The organism is Nostoc sp. (assembly GCF_036917195.1).
Classification (GTDB): Bacteria; Cyanobacteriota; Cyanobacteriia; order Cyanobacteriales; family Nostocaceae; genus Nostoc.
This window is the reverse complement of sequence record NZ_JBALDG010000013.1, coordinates 44,900-60,225: the sequence shown is the minus strand read 5'-3', so window position 1 is coordinate 60,225 and position 15,326 is coordinate 44,900. Positions and strand designations below refer to the sequence as shown.

Genomic DNA, 15,326 nt, shown 5'->3' with positions numbered 1-15,326 from the left:
TAATTATTCACGCCTACTTACTTAGGCAAACTGACGCCACAATGTACTAGTCTTATATACTAGAATTTTTCAGCAAACCCTCAGACTGATTCTGTAGGTAGCTATTGTGGCAAATCGACAACAAAAAAGCCCCCGCCACCGTAGTTGCAAGCAGCCGCAGATAAAACTTCCCTGATGATTGTCTTATTTTGAGCTATCAAAGTCAGCAATTGCAGGCAGAGATAATGAAAATACAGCAATTTTTGCAGTTCTTAACTCAGCAATTGACTCACTGGCGGCGACAGTACAAAGGACTACGCCGTAAAGGAAAGTTAATGAGAAGTCCCAAAAGCAAAAGCCATAGAAGGGAACTTCTAAAGACTATTCTTAAGAATGTAATCTTATTTTTATCAAAAACCAATGACAAAAGCGTAGGTGTAGCCCGCCGTAGGCTTCGCCAAAAACAAGAAACAGCGCTCAAGTCAAAGGCAGAATCGGTCAAAACTAAGAGTAGCATTTATACAGTCGGTTTAAATTGGGTGCATGAACAGCGTTTCTTGGTGATTTTAGCGATCGCTGTAGTTTCCCTCACAGGCGTTATTGGCCATAAATTATACAACCAAACTCAACTCCAAGTAGGAAATCCCGCGCCCCAAACGATTAGAGCGCCTTACACAGCTAGCATTGAAGATCAGAAAAAAACAGAAGCCGAGCGCAAAGCTGTTAGTAAAAGTTCCTTACAAATGTTGATGGTTGATGCACGAATGAATCAACAAATTAACGAAAATTTGCAACAACTTCTGGATGATGGCTATGAAATTCGCACCATTGCTGGATCTTTTCCTTTTTTTGATCCTGTAGTTTTGTCCATCTCTATCCAGCGTTATCTCCGCTCTTGTCCTAACCCGGAATGGCAAGCACTACTAGTAGCTGTAGAAAATAGTAAAAATCAGCAGAAGAAAGGAACAGGACGAACCACCGCCTCCCGTTCATCATCTATAGCTGCACCTAATCAGGAACACCAGCCGCGCACAATACCCAAATCTGATTCTCAGAATCCAGAAAAGACAGAGCCAGTTGATTTTTCTCAAAACACTGACTTTACTCAAGCAGTAGCAGAACTAGAATCTTACCGTGTCACAACTTCTGAGAAAAACTTGTCTTTACTGATTGCCCAAATTTCCCAAGCACGCCAAAGATACACCCAAGCCACTGCCAAACTTTTAAAATTAGAGACTGTTACCCCAGAAGTAGTATACGAGGAATCCCTGCTTTTGGATTTGTCAGATGTGGAGTGGGAAAAAACACAAATGGGAATCCATCAGAGTGCAGAGCGGATTCTCACCCAAGGCATCCCACAAGGACTGCCAAAAAATATCTTAGAGGATGCGGTGAGTTTACAATTGCAGACCTCTGTACCAGAATCCGCTGAAACTTTGGCAAAGAAGCTGTTGTTAGCTGTACTCAAGCCGAATCTGCAAGAAGATGAAGAACAAACGAGACAAAACGCTCAAAAGGCTGCTGCTGGGGTGCCACCCGTGATTGTGAAGATACGGCATGGTGAGGTGATTGTCAAAAAAGGAAAGCAGATTACTGCATGGAACTTTCAAGTGTTAGAGCATTATCACCTGATTCGCTGGGAACTAAAGTGGCAAGAATTGGTGAAGTTAGCAGGCGTGATTGCGATCGCCATTAGTATTTTTGTCTGGGTAGAACGGCATATTCATTACGAATTGCGACAACGTGATCGTCTATTGGTGTTATTGCTGACTCTGAGTGTGCCAGGAGTGATCACCATCGGATTGCCTTATACAACCTGGAGTGCCCTTGGTTTATTGTTGGGAAGCTTCTACGGTCCCACTTTGGGCTTGACAGTTGTCGGACTGCTATTCCCGATATTAGGCATTAGCTTGGATATGAGCAAGGCTGCGCTTTTAGCTGGTGTTGGGGGAGGAATATTAGGTAGTTACATTGCACAACGATTGCGATCGCGTGAAGAATTAGCATTATTAGGTGTTGCGATCGCCTTAACTCAGGGTGGTATTTATCTGGTTGTTAAAATCTTAATTGGTCAAGCATTTGGTTCAACCTGGTATATCGTCCTCCGAGAAGCCGGATTGTTTGCTTTATCCGGTTTAGGCTGGAGTATCGTAGCTTTAGGGTTAAGTCCTTATCTAGAAAAACTTTTTGATTTAGTCACTCCCATCCGTTTAGCAGAGTTGGCGAACCCTAATCGCCCCTTATTAAAACGACTCGCTACTGAAACTCCCGGAACTTTTCAACATACGCTATTTGTGGCAACCCTTGCCGAAGCTGCTGCCAAAGAACTAGGATGCAACGTTGAACTAGTCAGGGCTGGCACATTATACCACGATATTGGCAAAATGCACGACCCCCTTGGCTTTATTGAAAATCAAATGGGGGGGCCGAATAAACACGATACCGAGATTAAAGACCCTTGGAAGAGTGTAGAAATTATCAAAAAGCACGTAACTGAAGGGTTGGTGATGGCGCGTAAACACCTTTTGCCTACAGCAATTCAAGCTTTTATTCCAGAGCATCAAGGAACGATGCTGATTGCCTATTTCCATCACCAAGCCCAGCAAATGGCTCAGGAAGATCCAAGTTTAACAGTAGACGACGCAGATTTTCGCTACGATGGTCCAATTCCCCAATCACGGGAAACCGGAATTGTCATGTTAGCAGATTCTTGCGAAGCAGCGCTGCGATCACTGCAAGCATCGGCTAAATCTCTGCCAGAGAAGCGATCGCTTAAAGATGTCTCCACCGAACAAGCTTTAGCAATGCTCAATAATATTCTGCGTGCCAAATGGCAAGACAATCAACTCGTAGATTCAGGACTAAAACGGGAAGAAATGTCACAGATTGCTCAGATATTTGTGGATGTTTGGCAGCAATTTCACCACAAACGGATTGCTTATCCTAAGTTGAAGGCTAGTAGCGTTGCGCGAAATTCGTAATTTGGATATATAGCAGTCCTAATCATAGGCACAGCGATCGCTTCCATCGGGTGGGTAGGTCGGGAGCAAAGTTCAGTTTCCTTTACTGCGATCGCTTCGCTGACCCTGCATCAAGACCGATCGCCTGACTCATTCTCCACTGTTCAATAGCTTTCAAATCTGTAGCCCTTATCCTGCATAGCTTAGAGCTTTTATTAGTGCCATTCCACTCTTACCCCTTGAGCAGCAGCATTCCAAGCCGTCCAAGTTTCCAGCTGAGCTAATTGTTGATTTCTGGGATTAATAATGTGTTCTGCGATCAAAGTTGTTGTAAACCCGCACCGTTCAGCCAACTGGAGCAGATCCTTAGCTCGTGAGTAACTGGCATCACGAGGTTCAAGAGGATGGTTCATTACGCCGCAGTTGCCGTAAACGGGAATTCAGATCCCGTAGCGTGGCTCAGACATAGCTTTCAAGAACCCTTGTAATAGACGCTAAAAGTTTACTTGGCACTAAATTTTGAGTTTATTGGCTAACCCAGATAATTTGCTGCTTAATCTACGGCAATCCGATTTTTTTTCGTAGTATATATTAATGAGATTTACATAGATTGTCCTAAATAACAAAAGTTTATTAAAATTTATTGATATTACTCAGACCGAGAGTTGGGTCTGTAGCGAAAACTTTCTCAAAAAAATAAAGGACAAGTATAATTCTTGTCCTCAACGGTTTAAATAACAGATTCTGCATCGAATGCGTTAGATGAACTTAATTCTCTGTAGTCGTGGGTGCGTAAAATTGCAAGCGACCGATGCCGAGAAATTGACCAGCGGTTTGCTCACCAGAGGGAAAAGCCTTCACACCAAATAAATAGACGCCATCATAAAAAGGATTGCGGTAAGTTTGCAGACCAATAGTAATTGTCTTACCTGGTGGTATAGGGGTGTCAAAGGTTACTATGAAAGTCTGTTGTTTGTTGTCACCTTTCACAGCTTTGAGTGCCAACTTTGAACCTTGGCTATTACGTGTGCCTTCAAAAGCAAAAGTATCTTTCTGATTGAATTCAATATCTTCAGTCCCCTCAATCTGAGTAAAAGTAACCTGCTGCAACGGTTCCCCAGCCGTCACTGGCACTTCCAGAGTGAAATAGTATGTCGTATTCGGAACACTTGTATTGCTGTATGGAGTGCTGGCACTAACTAAACGTGGTGGTTGGGCAAAGACGATCGTCCCATTGCTTAAGATAACTGCATTGGCTACTGAATGAGGTAGTAAATATAGTCCAGTGCTAACAACAAATAGAGTACTAAAAAAACTAGTAACGTATTTCATAATTTATATTTTTACCTCAATGACTTTTATCTGGGACGCAAATTATTGAGTCTTGCTTCAAATACCCATATTTAAGCCTGAGCAAATAAATAACTACAGCCTCTCAAATCAGCAATTTAAATCAAGTTTGCCGACTATTGATTAGGCTATTTTGCTGTAATTCTAGCACGCAATTTCTAATTGTCTATAAATAAAAATCAGATAGTTAAATTTAAATTTAACTAGTAATTTTGGCATAATTTTTATTAGTAAATTTCCTCAAAAGTCGATGATTTTACCGGGCTTTGACTAAACTTAAACACACTTATGTCGATACATTTACCGTATTTTAAATAGGTAAATACATCTATAAATTGATAAATTTACCGTAGTTTAAATAATAAATTTTTTGAAAAATCAATAAATTTCCATGTTATTAAACTTATTAATTGAATTACATATCAATAAGGTTACTTAAGTGATAACATGCAAATTATACTAAAAAAGTAAAATATATCGATTTATGATGATTTAATTCCTTTAAAAGACACAAATTTAGCAGATTTAGATTAGTGATTTTCCCTAAAAATACAATAAGTAATCAAGCGAAGATGATATTAGAAGGGTGGTTATAAACTAATACGCTTGGGTTAAGAAAATTTATCTGTTTAGGCAGGCAGGGGAGGCAGGGGGAAAGAAAAAGGCTTATCCCAAGCGTATTGGGTTATAAACCGCAGCTACATAGACAAAACCCACTTCAGTGGGTTTCAAAGTCTATATTTTTCATACTTTCTGTCTCAGCAGACTACCCACAGGGAAGGCTTTACCTACGTTTGTGTAGCCGCGAATTCTATGAGAATGCTAAATCTACTCAATGGATTACTCGCGTACAGTGGTTTTTATTTTGCATCAGACATAATCTTCAAGACTCAGTTAATCATCCCATCGGTTTCACATTTGATTGATTTTGCCAAGTTCTTTTCAAAAATCAACTCCAGGCGATCGCCCCCAATTCAAATATTTGATTTTATATGTTAATACACCAAATTTTTGTCTTTAAGTTCTTCTTTCGCTAAAGCTAATGCTTGATGAGCTTTTTTAAACTTTGTTTCATCTGTAAATTTATTACCAAAGCACTTTAAATAAGCTTCTAGATACCTAATACGTAAGTGTGGATCAGCCGGACTCTCAAGAAAGGGAAGGTCAGGTTCAACCATAAACCGAATAGCCAACAAGGGGATAGGGCTACGAAGTGGACGAAAGTTTGGGTTGTGCAGACCAGGACTTTCATTACGTTTATGAAATTCTCCTATCATCAGTCCTGACTCAACAAACAAAGGTTTAAGTTTTTGTTGGACACTATCTATTAGCTTATAAGCATCTTCTATATAGACATCAGGAAATATAAGTAAAAAAGCTTTATTGATTGCTAATTCCTGCTCTTTAACTTCCATTTCAAGAAAGATATCTCGGTAGTGTTTAACAACTTCTTCTAATTGTTCTAGCTCCAAATCTTTTGTGCGAATAACCGCCAGACGAATACTGTTTGACTTGAGAGAGTGAGGTACAAAAGGGCAAACTACACCTGGCCTTCCTAAGTTAGGATGAGGTCTTGCTAAAAAACTTTTCACCCACTCCAGAATTTCAAGTAAGTAAGGAAGGTCTTCGTATTGCCTGAGTTGTTTGATTTCAAGAGGTGTATAAAGTTGCATGAGCTTGAATAAAATTAAATAACTTGTTTAATTATGAATACAAAATTACTTTCCCAATATTATGTGTCTTAAAAATAATTATTATCTAAGTAAACAAAACAATCTTTGATATTTTTTGTTTTGAGTTTATCTGTTGTAGCAGATAAAAATGGTCTAGCATTTTTGTGAATTTTTAAATAATTCCGTCAAAAAATACACAAATTTGTTTTCACACTAAGCAACTTGTGTTCATTTATTTTTGGCATTTTAGCTAAAATACTACATATGTCTTATCCAGCAGATGCTCCAACTTTTTTTTTTACATTCTCAAGTTTCTATTATTTTTAGCTAAAAGATTATAAAGTTTATGTCTAAATAATTATTTTTAATGTAAAATTTTAGTATTGTTTTAACAGTACCTATAAGCTTAATATCAAGTTAATATAATTTAAACTAGATAAAATTTATGTCTAAATAGTTATTTTTACTGTAAAAATTTAGTAGGGATTCTACTGCAACTATATATTTAATGTAAAGCTGTATAAATTTACACAATTAAAATATCCAAAATCAAGTCCAATTTTATAAACTGTATATTACTTAAGTAGGTTGACGTAAAAATTTGTCGTTGGGATAAGTTAGAAAGCAAGAGGGAAGAGGGTTTTAGCTTAGTTCATCAATATAGACATAGTTTGGTTTTATTGTGCCAACTGACTTATCTATTAATCGTAGGGGAGGCAGGATGAGCAGCGGCTTCTGCCGTTTTCCGTATCCCTACTCTTAGTTCTGAACGGAGGAAACCTCTACTTAGACAACTCTGGGCAACGCACTGGCTCCCTTACAAAATTGGATATTTTTTTAATTGAAAGTCCCTTATTTCTCAACAAATTCTTTCACCACTGCCATAGCATCAGGAGGAATCTGCGTAATTATGCGAAATGGAAATGCGGCAGTCGAAGCAAACTGGGCATAATCTGATGTCAGAAAGATAGCGTAGTTTTTAGCTTCTGGAGTCATCTGTGCAGCAAACGCCAAAGATATAGCTTTAACGTACTTGCGAACATCTGCTGCTTGTTCACCCACAACTTCGCCGCCACTAATTGGTGTATTCGGTTGTCCTATCTGATCCAAAGTCTTACTGGGGTCTTTTACACTCAGATGAGTACCCCCAACTATGCCAACTAGCCATTTGGGAGATGGGATTTTATTAAATCCTATAATCTGTTCAGTTAAAGCTGGGGTGGTTTTATCTGCGGAACCTGCTAACACTAGGGTAGGAACTTGCACTTTAGTTAATCCAGTTTCGCCAAAAATCAGAGAAGTTGTAGGATTGAGAGCGATCGCCTGTTTTATTCTGGTATCCCGTAGTTGATAACTATTTTCTGGTAGTTCTTGAGCGATGCACTGCATAGCTTCTCCCAGACTCAAGATAGTCAAGTTCTTTTTGCACCGTTGTTTGAGATGTTCCAGTTGGAACTCTGCTCCAGCAAGTGCTAAAGCTGTACTACCACCAAAAGAATAGCCAATAACCATCACTTTATTGGTTGCAAGTTTCCCTTGAAGCGGATTATTAGCTGTTTGATTAAGCTTTTCTAATTCGTCGAGAACAAAACTAATATCTTGAGGGCGATTCAAAAACTCCTGAGGCATCATAACTCTGGTTTTGCCTTGAAATGCAGAGTTAGTATTTGCCTCATTACTACCGGGATGTTCTAAAGCTGCTACCACGTAACCGTGGGATGCTAAATGTTCTGCTAGGTAACGCAAGTCTGTGCGGACTGACCCAAAGCCGTGAGAAAAGACAATTACAGGTTTATTGGCAGTTGCAGCAGTTGACCAGTAAATATCAACTGGAATTTGGCGTTGGCTTTGCCCGCCGTAGGCATCGCGCTTTTGGTCATTCAGGCTTAAGTTGAGTATTTTTACTTGAGCTATTCCTGGTTGGCTGGGATCAAAAGGGAAAGCAATCTGCGGTGTTTTCGGGTCGAGTTGGGGAGCGATGTCTGACGACAAGCCGCTATGCGTCAACGCTAGCATAAATTGCTGGGTACGCCAAAAAGCTGTGTTCAAACTCCTTGCAACTATAAAAGCCTGTGGCAAATTAATTTCTAGGCGTTTACTGGGATAAGCAGCAATAAAACTCAGTATAGAAAGACCCTGCGGTGCAGTAGAGCCTAATACCAATCCGGCTCTGAGTGCTTGTACCCCAGCTTTGTCTTTTCGGGCTAAGGCCGTAGCGAAGTCATTGAGAATAATTGTGCCAATCTGAGTATTAACTAACTTATTAACAGTGACAACACTCATCGGTACATTCATGCTCAGCGCCCCCAAGAAAAAGCGGCGTTGTTGTTCAGATAATTTTTTAACGTAAGGCTGCAAACTCCCAGACAATTCCCCAGTTTTTGCAGCCTTTCGCAACTCAGCAAGGGAGATGGATTCTGTAAATAAACCCAAACGCATAACAACTGTGTCAGCCGCAATGGCCGAAGTATTTGCCCCGAACTGTGTCAGTACAATTGCGCTAAAGAAACCCGCAACTGTCTTAATATTTCCCCAACTTTTTCCCATAAGCTTTTATAGCAATTGTTACTTACGGGAATATAACCAATATTTGTGTATTTGACTACTCTATTAATTGTCTAGAAACAAAAGCAAATTTTTTCTTGAACTTGATGGCGATGTTTAAAGGCGGGCTATGACGCTCGAACGCAAGAGCGTGTCGCAGACAAGACTCGCTCTAAGCGAAGCTATGCCGAAGGCTTTACGCAACTCTTGGAGACGCTCTTGCGTTCGCTATCAGCGTCGCTTTTATATCCTCAAAGCATCTGCTAATGCGAACAGAGCTACATCAAAAGCATAACAAAAGCAAGGAATTGTAGAATTCATCACAGCTAAAAATTTGAGCATAAATCGGTGTTTACAGCCACAAAAGCCCGATTGTTTCTCAACTAAGTTTAATACTGTAACGAAGCTCTAAAACAGGGTAAGCGATCGCATCTCCAATCTGGACTTTTTGTGAACTGATGTCTTGAGTGCAATTTTTTTTTGACAGGAAACTTTAACCGACCGCTGAATGTTTTGTCTTTGCCCCTTAGCTTGCTGCTGTGGCTGCACAATCATTACTCATCAAAATCTACCAGCTGCATCAACAATTTTTCTTGGCTTTATGCGTCACAGACTCCGCTATATTTTAATTTTGCTGCTCTCCCTGAGTATTATTACATTTTACTGGCCTGTGAATAATTCTGATTGCAATTCCGAGGCGATTCTTGCATCAAAAACTACAAAATTCCAAGTACATGCTACTAAGGTTATTGTTCAGCCGTGGCATGGTCGTCACCATGTATATGGAATCTTTATGATTCCTGATCAATACAAACAAGCTCAATTTTTTGTGTTAACAGTCAAAGGTGCTGGCAGTTACTGTTCAAAACAATTTGGTTATCAAAAAAACTTTAATGATATCTTTGCTGAACCAGGAACTTATCTGCTGAGGAAGTTTATTAGAACTCGAACAGCTCTGCGGCTGATTCTCCAAGGTTTGTACTTTCAGATCAATGATAAACAGAACTGGACGTTGACTTTCGCTGAACTAAAAGTTGGTCAACATAATTCGTAATTATAGCCCCATGCCTGTTCTTACAGTGTGCCGTAGGCAAATAAGTAATGAATAAATTTATTTTTTCATTACAGCTATTTTCAGGTAAATAGGCCACGCCCTATGTGCACAGCATTGCTGTGTCCCTACAAAATATGTGGTTCAAAGAAATGAAAACTGCTGTAATAAATTAAGTCACTCTGTCCCTGAATTGATTAATTACGAATTAGGAATTATTTACTGAGCTTAGTGGTTGAGTTTCCAAAACCTCATTTTTCTCTAACAAAACAGTAGTAGCATTGACTACAATCTGTGCTGCTCCTGTGAAAAACGATCGCTCGATAGTCGCTGGAACATCGCTAGGTTTATGATAGTGGGGAGTACGTAAATTTGCGGTATCTGTCACCAGCACAGCACCCACGCCCTGATACCAAAATGCTGCATGGTCGCTGCGTAGGGTGTCTGGTGTCAGTAAACCTTTAAAAGGAATTGGTAGTGTTAGGACTGGTGGCAAATTTGATTCCTGTTTATTCAGAGCGCTTGAGGGAAACATCTGTGAGCTTTGAAAGGCATTCAGCAAAGGCAAATGTTCTGTATCACCAACTACTGCCAAAAAGTCGCCCTTGTCGCTAGGTGGTGTAACAGGCAATCCGGCAGGGTATTTTTGACACCCAGGAGTGTAACATGCATAACCTACCATATCCATAACGATCGCTCCGCCCAAGTTTTGCAAGCGTGGTGTCTTGCTAACGAAAGCCTGACTACCTAAAAGTCCTGCTTCCTCTTTGTCAAAAAAAGCTAACTGTAACCCCCGTGGCGTAGAACGGGAACCGAGCAACCGGGCTACTTCCAGCACCACAGCTACACCACTGGCGTTATCATCAGCACCAGGGGATAAGGCAACAGTATCGTAATGCGCTGCTACGAGAATTGCTTTAGCAGCTTTGTTAGTTCCTGGGCGTTCGGCAAAAATATTCACACCCTCAGAAAATTTTTCCAATTTGGGTTTCCAGCCTAATTTTTTCAGTTCAGTTGTGATATAAGTGCGAGTAAGCGATCGCTCTGTTGTTGTGTAGCGCTGAAAATTTAACTTTTGGATATGGATTAACAGCTTGTCACTGGATACTTGTAGGGTATTGTCAACTTCCTTTGACTCTGGCTGTGGTTGGCGTGTTTCCACTGGAATGCTTTGAACAATTGCTGGTGAGGGACGCTGTTCAAAAAACGTGCTACCTCTGCTACCCACCACGGCTACCGCCATCAGCACCAATAGCATCAGCCAAATCCATTTTTTCATGTGATTCACTTAGCTAGCTCACGAAGTGCATTCCTATACTTACTGCTTACTTTTTGATAAACTTCCATAGCCTTTTCAAATTCAGACTTGTAAGGTGTCGTTTGAAAATTACGAGAATATTTCGTAACTAAAAGTACCCCATTCTTACTATGTCTAAACTTTAGACTTTGAAAAAATGGTATCAATTTGTTTTTGATCTTACGAAGTCTTAAGGTTTGCATGATAAACAAAGCCAGTGATCATCGCTTTAATCTATTTGTCCTAAGCCCAATATACCTCATCTAATTAGGTAAGGTCACTTTAGTTGAATTACAGAAGTGCTAAAGCGATCCCTTAAATCTTTAGCAATAAGCAAGAATTAATGAGATTATTTTAATTCTATTGAGGATAGACTACTCTTATTGACATGCCGCCGCCCTGGCATATGTGGCACTTAACCAGCAGAATCAACCGCAAAATTTTAGCTCATACACTTTGCTTCTGGCTTAATCGCCATAACTGTGATCCTCTTCAATTTGATGAACTTGTTACGCAATATTAAGTCGCACATCGTGTTACATTTTCTAATTATATTCAACTGTTGCTAATAGTTCTGGTATATTTTGATTGGCAAGCCAAATTAAAAAACCTCTGTCTACCACATTCAATCGTCTATTTGTCTGATCATAATCAATAATTATTGGTTTAATACCTTTTTTAACTTGAAGTGAAGATGTCGATTTTAAAGCTTGAGTTAAATTCCCCGGATTAAGATTTTTTCCTTGTGGATGACGCGATTGAAGTTCCTCACATATTCGTGCATAAGTAAGTCCCTGCTGTAACTCTTTTAATTTTAGTGAAAGAATAGGGTAAAGAATCCATTTATACATCTCAAGTTGTGTATCTTGAAATCCTTCAGAAAATTGATTTATAAAAGACATATATCGCCCATTTTGCTGATTGACAACAGATTTGATTATATTATGCACAAGCAAGCTACCACCAATGGTACGGAATTGGCTTTGGGTTTCTTTTACTTGTTCTTGATGACACGCTTGAGAACAAACTTCTTGAACTATATAAACACTCTCATATGATTCTTTTATGACAGTTGTTTTAAAATGTTCGGTAAAACTAATATTTAATAATTTAGCTCCCTCATCAATTACCTGCATTAATTCTCTATGAGTCCATTTGTCAGCATCTATAGCAATTACACGTCCAGTCAAGTCGCCATTATGTACAATTAACCTATTCTCTTCTAACCAAACACCTATAATTATGAAACAAAACTTAGATGCTTCATGAAATGCTTTTAATACAACTGCAAAGTCTCTTTTAATATCTACATCAAGATAATGAAAATCTTCTAAAACAATATACTTTTGAAATTTGATCGCATTCAAGCAAGCAATAATATCATTTACATCGTCTGGATCAACATCAAAATTTTCTAATAAAGTCTCAGTAGTTTTTTGTTGTTCTGTGTCGGCTGCAATTGCTCCTTTACTTCCAGCAAGTCCGAAAAAATTCACTACTCCTTCAAAAGAAGCTGCAACCTTTTGTTTACCAGAAGCAGTTTGTTTAACAGATTGAGTAGTTTGGTAACCTGCTTTTTTCAGAATAGCAAGATGTATATCTGTTAATTTCCAATGATTATGACATTGAATATTAATATATTCATCAGATTTCAGGCAACTCTTTTTTAAAGATGTTTTTCCCTGCTTGGAGCTACCATATATAACAACGTGTCTACTTCTATCTAAATTTTCAATAAGTTTTTGATCAACTTCTTGCCTCTTTATATAGTTTAAAGGAAGGTCACGTTGTATACCATAAACATCATTTGTTTTATATACTTTATTGTTAAATAACATATTTTTTCTACTCGTGTTTAGTTAAAAATTATCTAGTTAAGAGAGGTTTTTGAATACTATTAAGATACTAATCGAAAGAATGGACAGACATTTTTAAGTAGATACTACTTTATATAATTAAAATTATACACCATTTAAAATATAGTTATTTACGGTATATACTGATATACCTTAAGTTATTAGTTTAGGATTTACGCGTGTTCAGGGAGTTTTATGAGTGTTTACACCCAGGCTTTCTTACTTTTTTCTTTCCTATGAATAAATATCAAGTTTGACAGTTTGTCTTTTGACAGAGAGTACAACTTCACTTACAGTGCCCCACTAGAGGAGTGCTGAGTACTGAGCAAAGAAGAAGAGAAAAGAATTTATTCTTAATTCTTCAAAATCTTTATTCTGACACTCAGGACTCATGACTCAGAACTCAGGACTTTTTTTATGGTAGATTTGTTGCTGATCACAATCCTGGGGTTCCTGGGGAGTTTTGGACATTGCTTTGGGATGTGTGGCCCTCTAACAGTGGCGTTTTCCCTGTCTCATCAGCCGAAAATTCCACAAAAAGCTTCCTTGGGACGGACATCAACCTTAGAAAAGTCCGACACTTGGCAACAGCAATTAAAATTTCATCTTTTGCTAAACCTGGGGCGGATGTTGAGCTATGCTCTAGTCGGTGCTGGGATTGGGGCGCTAGGTTCAGTATTGTTGCAAGGTGGACAACTAGCGGGTGTTGGCAGTGACTTCCGGCGCTGGATGGCAATTATAACTGGCGTGATGCTGATTTGGTTTGGCTTAGGACAAGTAAAACCCGATTTGCTGCCGCGCATTCCCGTGTTACACCCCTTATTACAAGGTAGTTTACACGATCGCCTCAGTGCGGGAATGGTTAAGCTTTCCTTCAAAACCAAATGGTGGACGCCAATGCTTCTAGGAATGACTTGGGGTTTAATGCCCTGTGGTTTCCTGTATGCTGCCCAAATTAAAGCGGCTGAAACTGGCAATTTATGGATGGGTGGATCAACTATGCTGGCGTTTGGCTTGGGAACCCTGCCCACTATGCTGGGTGTAGGCGTCTCCACATCATTGGTAAGTAAAGACAGGCGCAGTCAGTTGTTTCGATTAGGCGGTTGGGTGACACTCACTATTGGCATCATCACCTTGTTGCGGACTGGTGACACAATGGTAGATTACACCGGACACGCCGCTTTATTTTGCTTAATCTTGGCGCTAATTGCGCGTCCTATTAGTGGGTTGTGGGCTTCACCACTGCGTTATCGCCGCGCCTTGGGAGTGGGAGCTTTTGTGCTTTCTGTGGTTCATACCGCCCACATGATAGAACACTCATTGCAATGGAATTTTGCCGCCTTTGATTTTATGCCGCCAGAATTTCAGTGGGGTATGGCTGCGGGTGCTGTAGCATTGGTATTAATGTCCCCCGCCGCTTTTACGAGTTGGGAATCCTTGCAGAAATCTTTGGGCAAGCGTTGGCGACAGATTCATCTATTGGGTGTGCCAGCCTTGCTCTTGAGTGCTATTCATGCTGTGTTGATTGGTTCCCATTACCTGGGTTCCTTGCAATCAACTTGGGGAAATAAATTAGCGGCAGTACTGATGGGAATTATTACCCTCAGTGTCTTGATGGTACGATCACGCTTTTTTTGGTCAAAGTTAGCCGTAGAAAAGTTTTATGTTCCCCCAACCAAATCGCGGTAGATCATCCTTGTTTTCTGGCTCCATCCCAACGAGTCAAAAACAGAGAGGTTACCCGCTCAAAGACATTTCCTGGCATCAAGGAACAATAAAGTATTTATTATTCCTGAGTTGCTTAGTTATCTCAATAACTAATCTTTACCCTGCTGCTGCTCATCAGGTAGAAGTAGCAGCAGATGTCGGTGGCACCCTCCATGTTGAACCAAATGATAACCCTCAAGCTGGAGAACCAAGCCAAGTCTGGTTTGCACTTACCCGCAGAGGTGGAAGGGTGATTCCCCTGTCACAGTGTAATTGTCAGTTAGCTGTTTATGCCGAACCCTATGCAGCCGGAGAGCCACCACTCCTAGAACCACAGTTAGAATCTGTGGCAGCTGAACGTTATAAAGGCATCCCAGGTGCGGAAGTTGTCTTTCCCAAGCCAGGTATTTATGAGTTGCAACTAAATGGTAAACCAGTTTCTGGGGGAAGATTCAAACCGTTTAAGTTCAAATTTGAAGTTACTGTGGCAGGAGGTGGATCTACAGATAGAACACGAAACCTGCGAGATGTCAATGGCGATTTAGTAGAGGGTGAATCTCAGAAATTCCCAATTTGGGCGATCGCACTTCCAATCTTCGCATTTATCGCCATCTTAGTTGTTGTACTGCAAAGTATGAGAGGCGGTAGGGAGTAAGAGAGTGGGAAGGGGGACAAGGAAGCAATTTTTCTTCCTTGTCCCCCTTGTGGCAGTGAAAGCACAGAGGTGTGTCACAATGCAAGAAATATTAATTACTTATGAACAAGCGACTTATTGATTATGTTCGAGAGATTGATACTGGTTTGGAAGAAATTTTAAGCAGTGAATTTCGCTCGGAGAATACAACGCTGACATCAGAGTTAAGCTAAAGTTCATACAAAATTCATCTCAGAAAAGCAAAAATACGGTTG

10 protein-coding genes and 1 pseudogene are annotated in these 15,326 nt (G+C 39.9%); 5 read left to right on the top strand and 6 right to left on the bottom strand.

Translation table 11 applies throughout. The annotated features are described in order from the left end of the window. The first annotated feature begins 224 nt into the window (after positions 1 to 224). Positions 225 to 2,960 carry an HD family phosphohydrolase gene (locus tag V7K40_RS04455; protein ID WP_334957101.1) on the top strand — a complete coding sequence of 912 codons (2,736 nt, stop codon included), beginning with the start codon at positions 225 to 227 and terminating at the stop codon, positions 2,958 to 2,960. Between the two features lie 194 nt (positions 2,961 to 3,154). On the opposite strand, the gene V7K40_RS04450 is transcribed toward V7K40_RS04455, so the two are convergent. The 4 genes from V7K40_RS04450 to V7K40_RS04435 form a co-directional block, all read right to left on the bottom strand. Continuing rightward, on the bottom strand, positions 3,155 to 3,352 hold the full coding sequence (locus tag V7K40_RS04450) for a hypothetical protein (protein ID WP_334957099.1): 198 nt from the start codon (positions 3,350 to 3,352) through the stop codon (positions 3,155 to 3,157). A 355-nt stretch (positions 3,353 to 3,707) separates the two neighbouring features. Continuing rightward, the gene (locus V7K40_RS04445; protein ID WP_334957097.1) at positions 3,708 to 4,271 is read right to left on the bottom strand and encodes a DUF2808 domain-containing protein; all 564 of its coding nucleotides are present in this window, start codon (positions 4,269 to 4,271) and stop codon (positions 3,708 to 3,710) included. A gap of 1,013 nt (positions 4,272 to 5,284) precedes the next feature. Next, entirely contained in the window at positions 5,285 to 5,962 is a 678-nt protein-coding gene (locus V7K40_RS04440; protein ID WP_334957095.1) for a DUF6875 domain-containing protein, read from the bottom strand. Positions 5,963 to 6,814: 852 nt separating this feature from the next. Continuing rightward, positions 6,815 to 8,509: an alpha/beta hydrolase gene (locus tag V7K40_RS04435; protein ID WP_334957093.1), complete on the bottom strand. Its 1,695-nt coding sequence runs from the start codon at positions 8,507 to 8,509 to the stop codon at positions 6,815 to 6,817. A 598-nt stretch (positions 8,510 to 9,107) separates the two neighbouring features. Here V7K40_RS04435 and V7K40_RS04430 point away from each other — a divergent pair. Beyond that, entirely contained in the window at positions 9,108 to 9,560 is a 453-nt protein-coding gene (locus tag V7K40_RS04430) for a hypothetical protein (RefSeq protein WP_334957091.1), read from the top strand. Positions 9,561 to 9,765: 205 nt separating this feature from the next. Here the strand turns inward: V7K40_RS04430 and V7K40_RS04425 are convergent, their stop codons facing one another. Then, entirely contained in the window at positions 9,766 to 10,836 is a 1,071-nt protein-coding gene (locus tag V7K40_RS04425; RefSeq protein WP_334957089.1) for a M28 family peptidase, read from the bottom strand. A 424-nt stretch (positions 10,837 to 11,260) separates the two neighbouring features. Between V7K40_RS04425 and V7K40_RS04420 the strand changes: the two are divergent. Further along, positions 11,261 to 11,377, top strand: a pseudogene (locus V7K40_RS04420) (IS982 family transposase); the annotation flags it as partial. 22 nt (positions 11,378 to 11,399) lie between these two features. Here the strand turns inward: V7K40_RS04420 and V7K40_RS04415 are convergent. Then, positions 11,400 to 12,692 (bottom strand): hypothetical protein, encoded by a 1,293-nt coding sequence (locus V7K40_RS04415; protein WP_334957087.1) that lies wholly within the window; start codon positions 12,690 to 12,692, stop codon positions 11,400 to 11,402. 435 nt (positions 12,693 to 13,127) lie between these two features. On the opposite strand from V7K40_RS04415, the gene V7K40_RS04410 reads away from it, so the two are divergent. Then, entirely contained in the window at positions 13,128 to 14,399 is a 1,272-nt protein-coding gene (locus V7K40_RS04410; RefSeq protein ID WP_334957085.1) for a sulfite exporter TauE/SafE family protein, read from the top strand. Then, positions 14,374 to 15,072 carry a hypothetical protein gene (locus V7K40_RS04405; protein WP_334957084.1) on the top strand — a complete coding sequence of 233 codons (699 nt, stop codon included), beginning with the start codon at positions 14,374 to 14,376 and terminating at the stop codon, positions 15,070 to 15,072. Before V7K40_RS04410 ends, V7K40_RS04405 begins: the two co-directional genes overlap by 26 nt. Positions 15,073 to 15,326 lie beyond the last annotated feature (254 nt).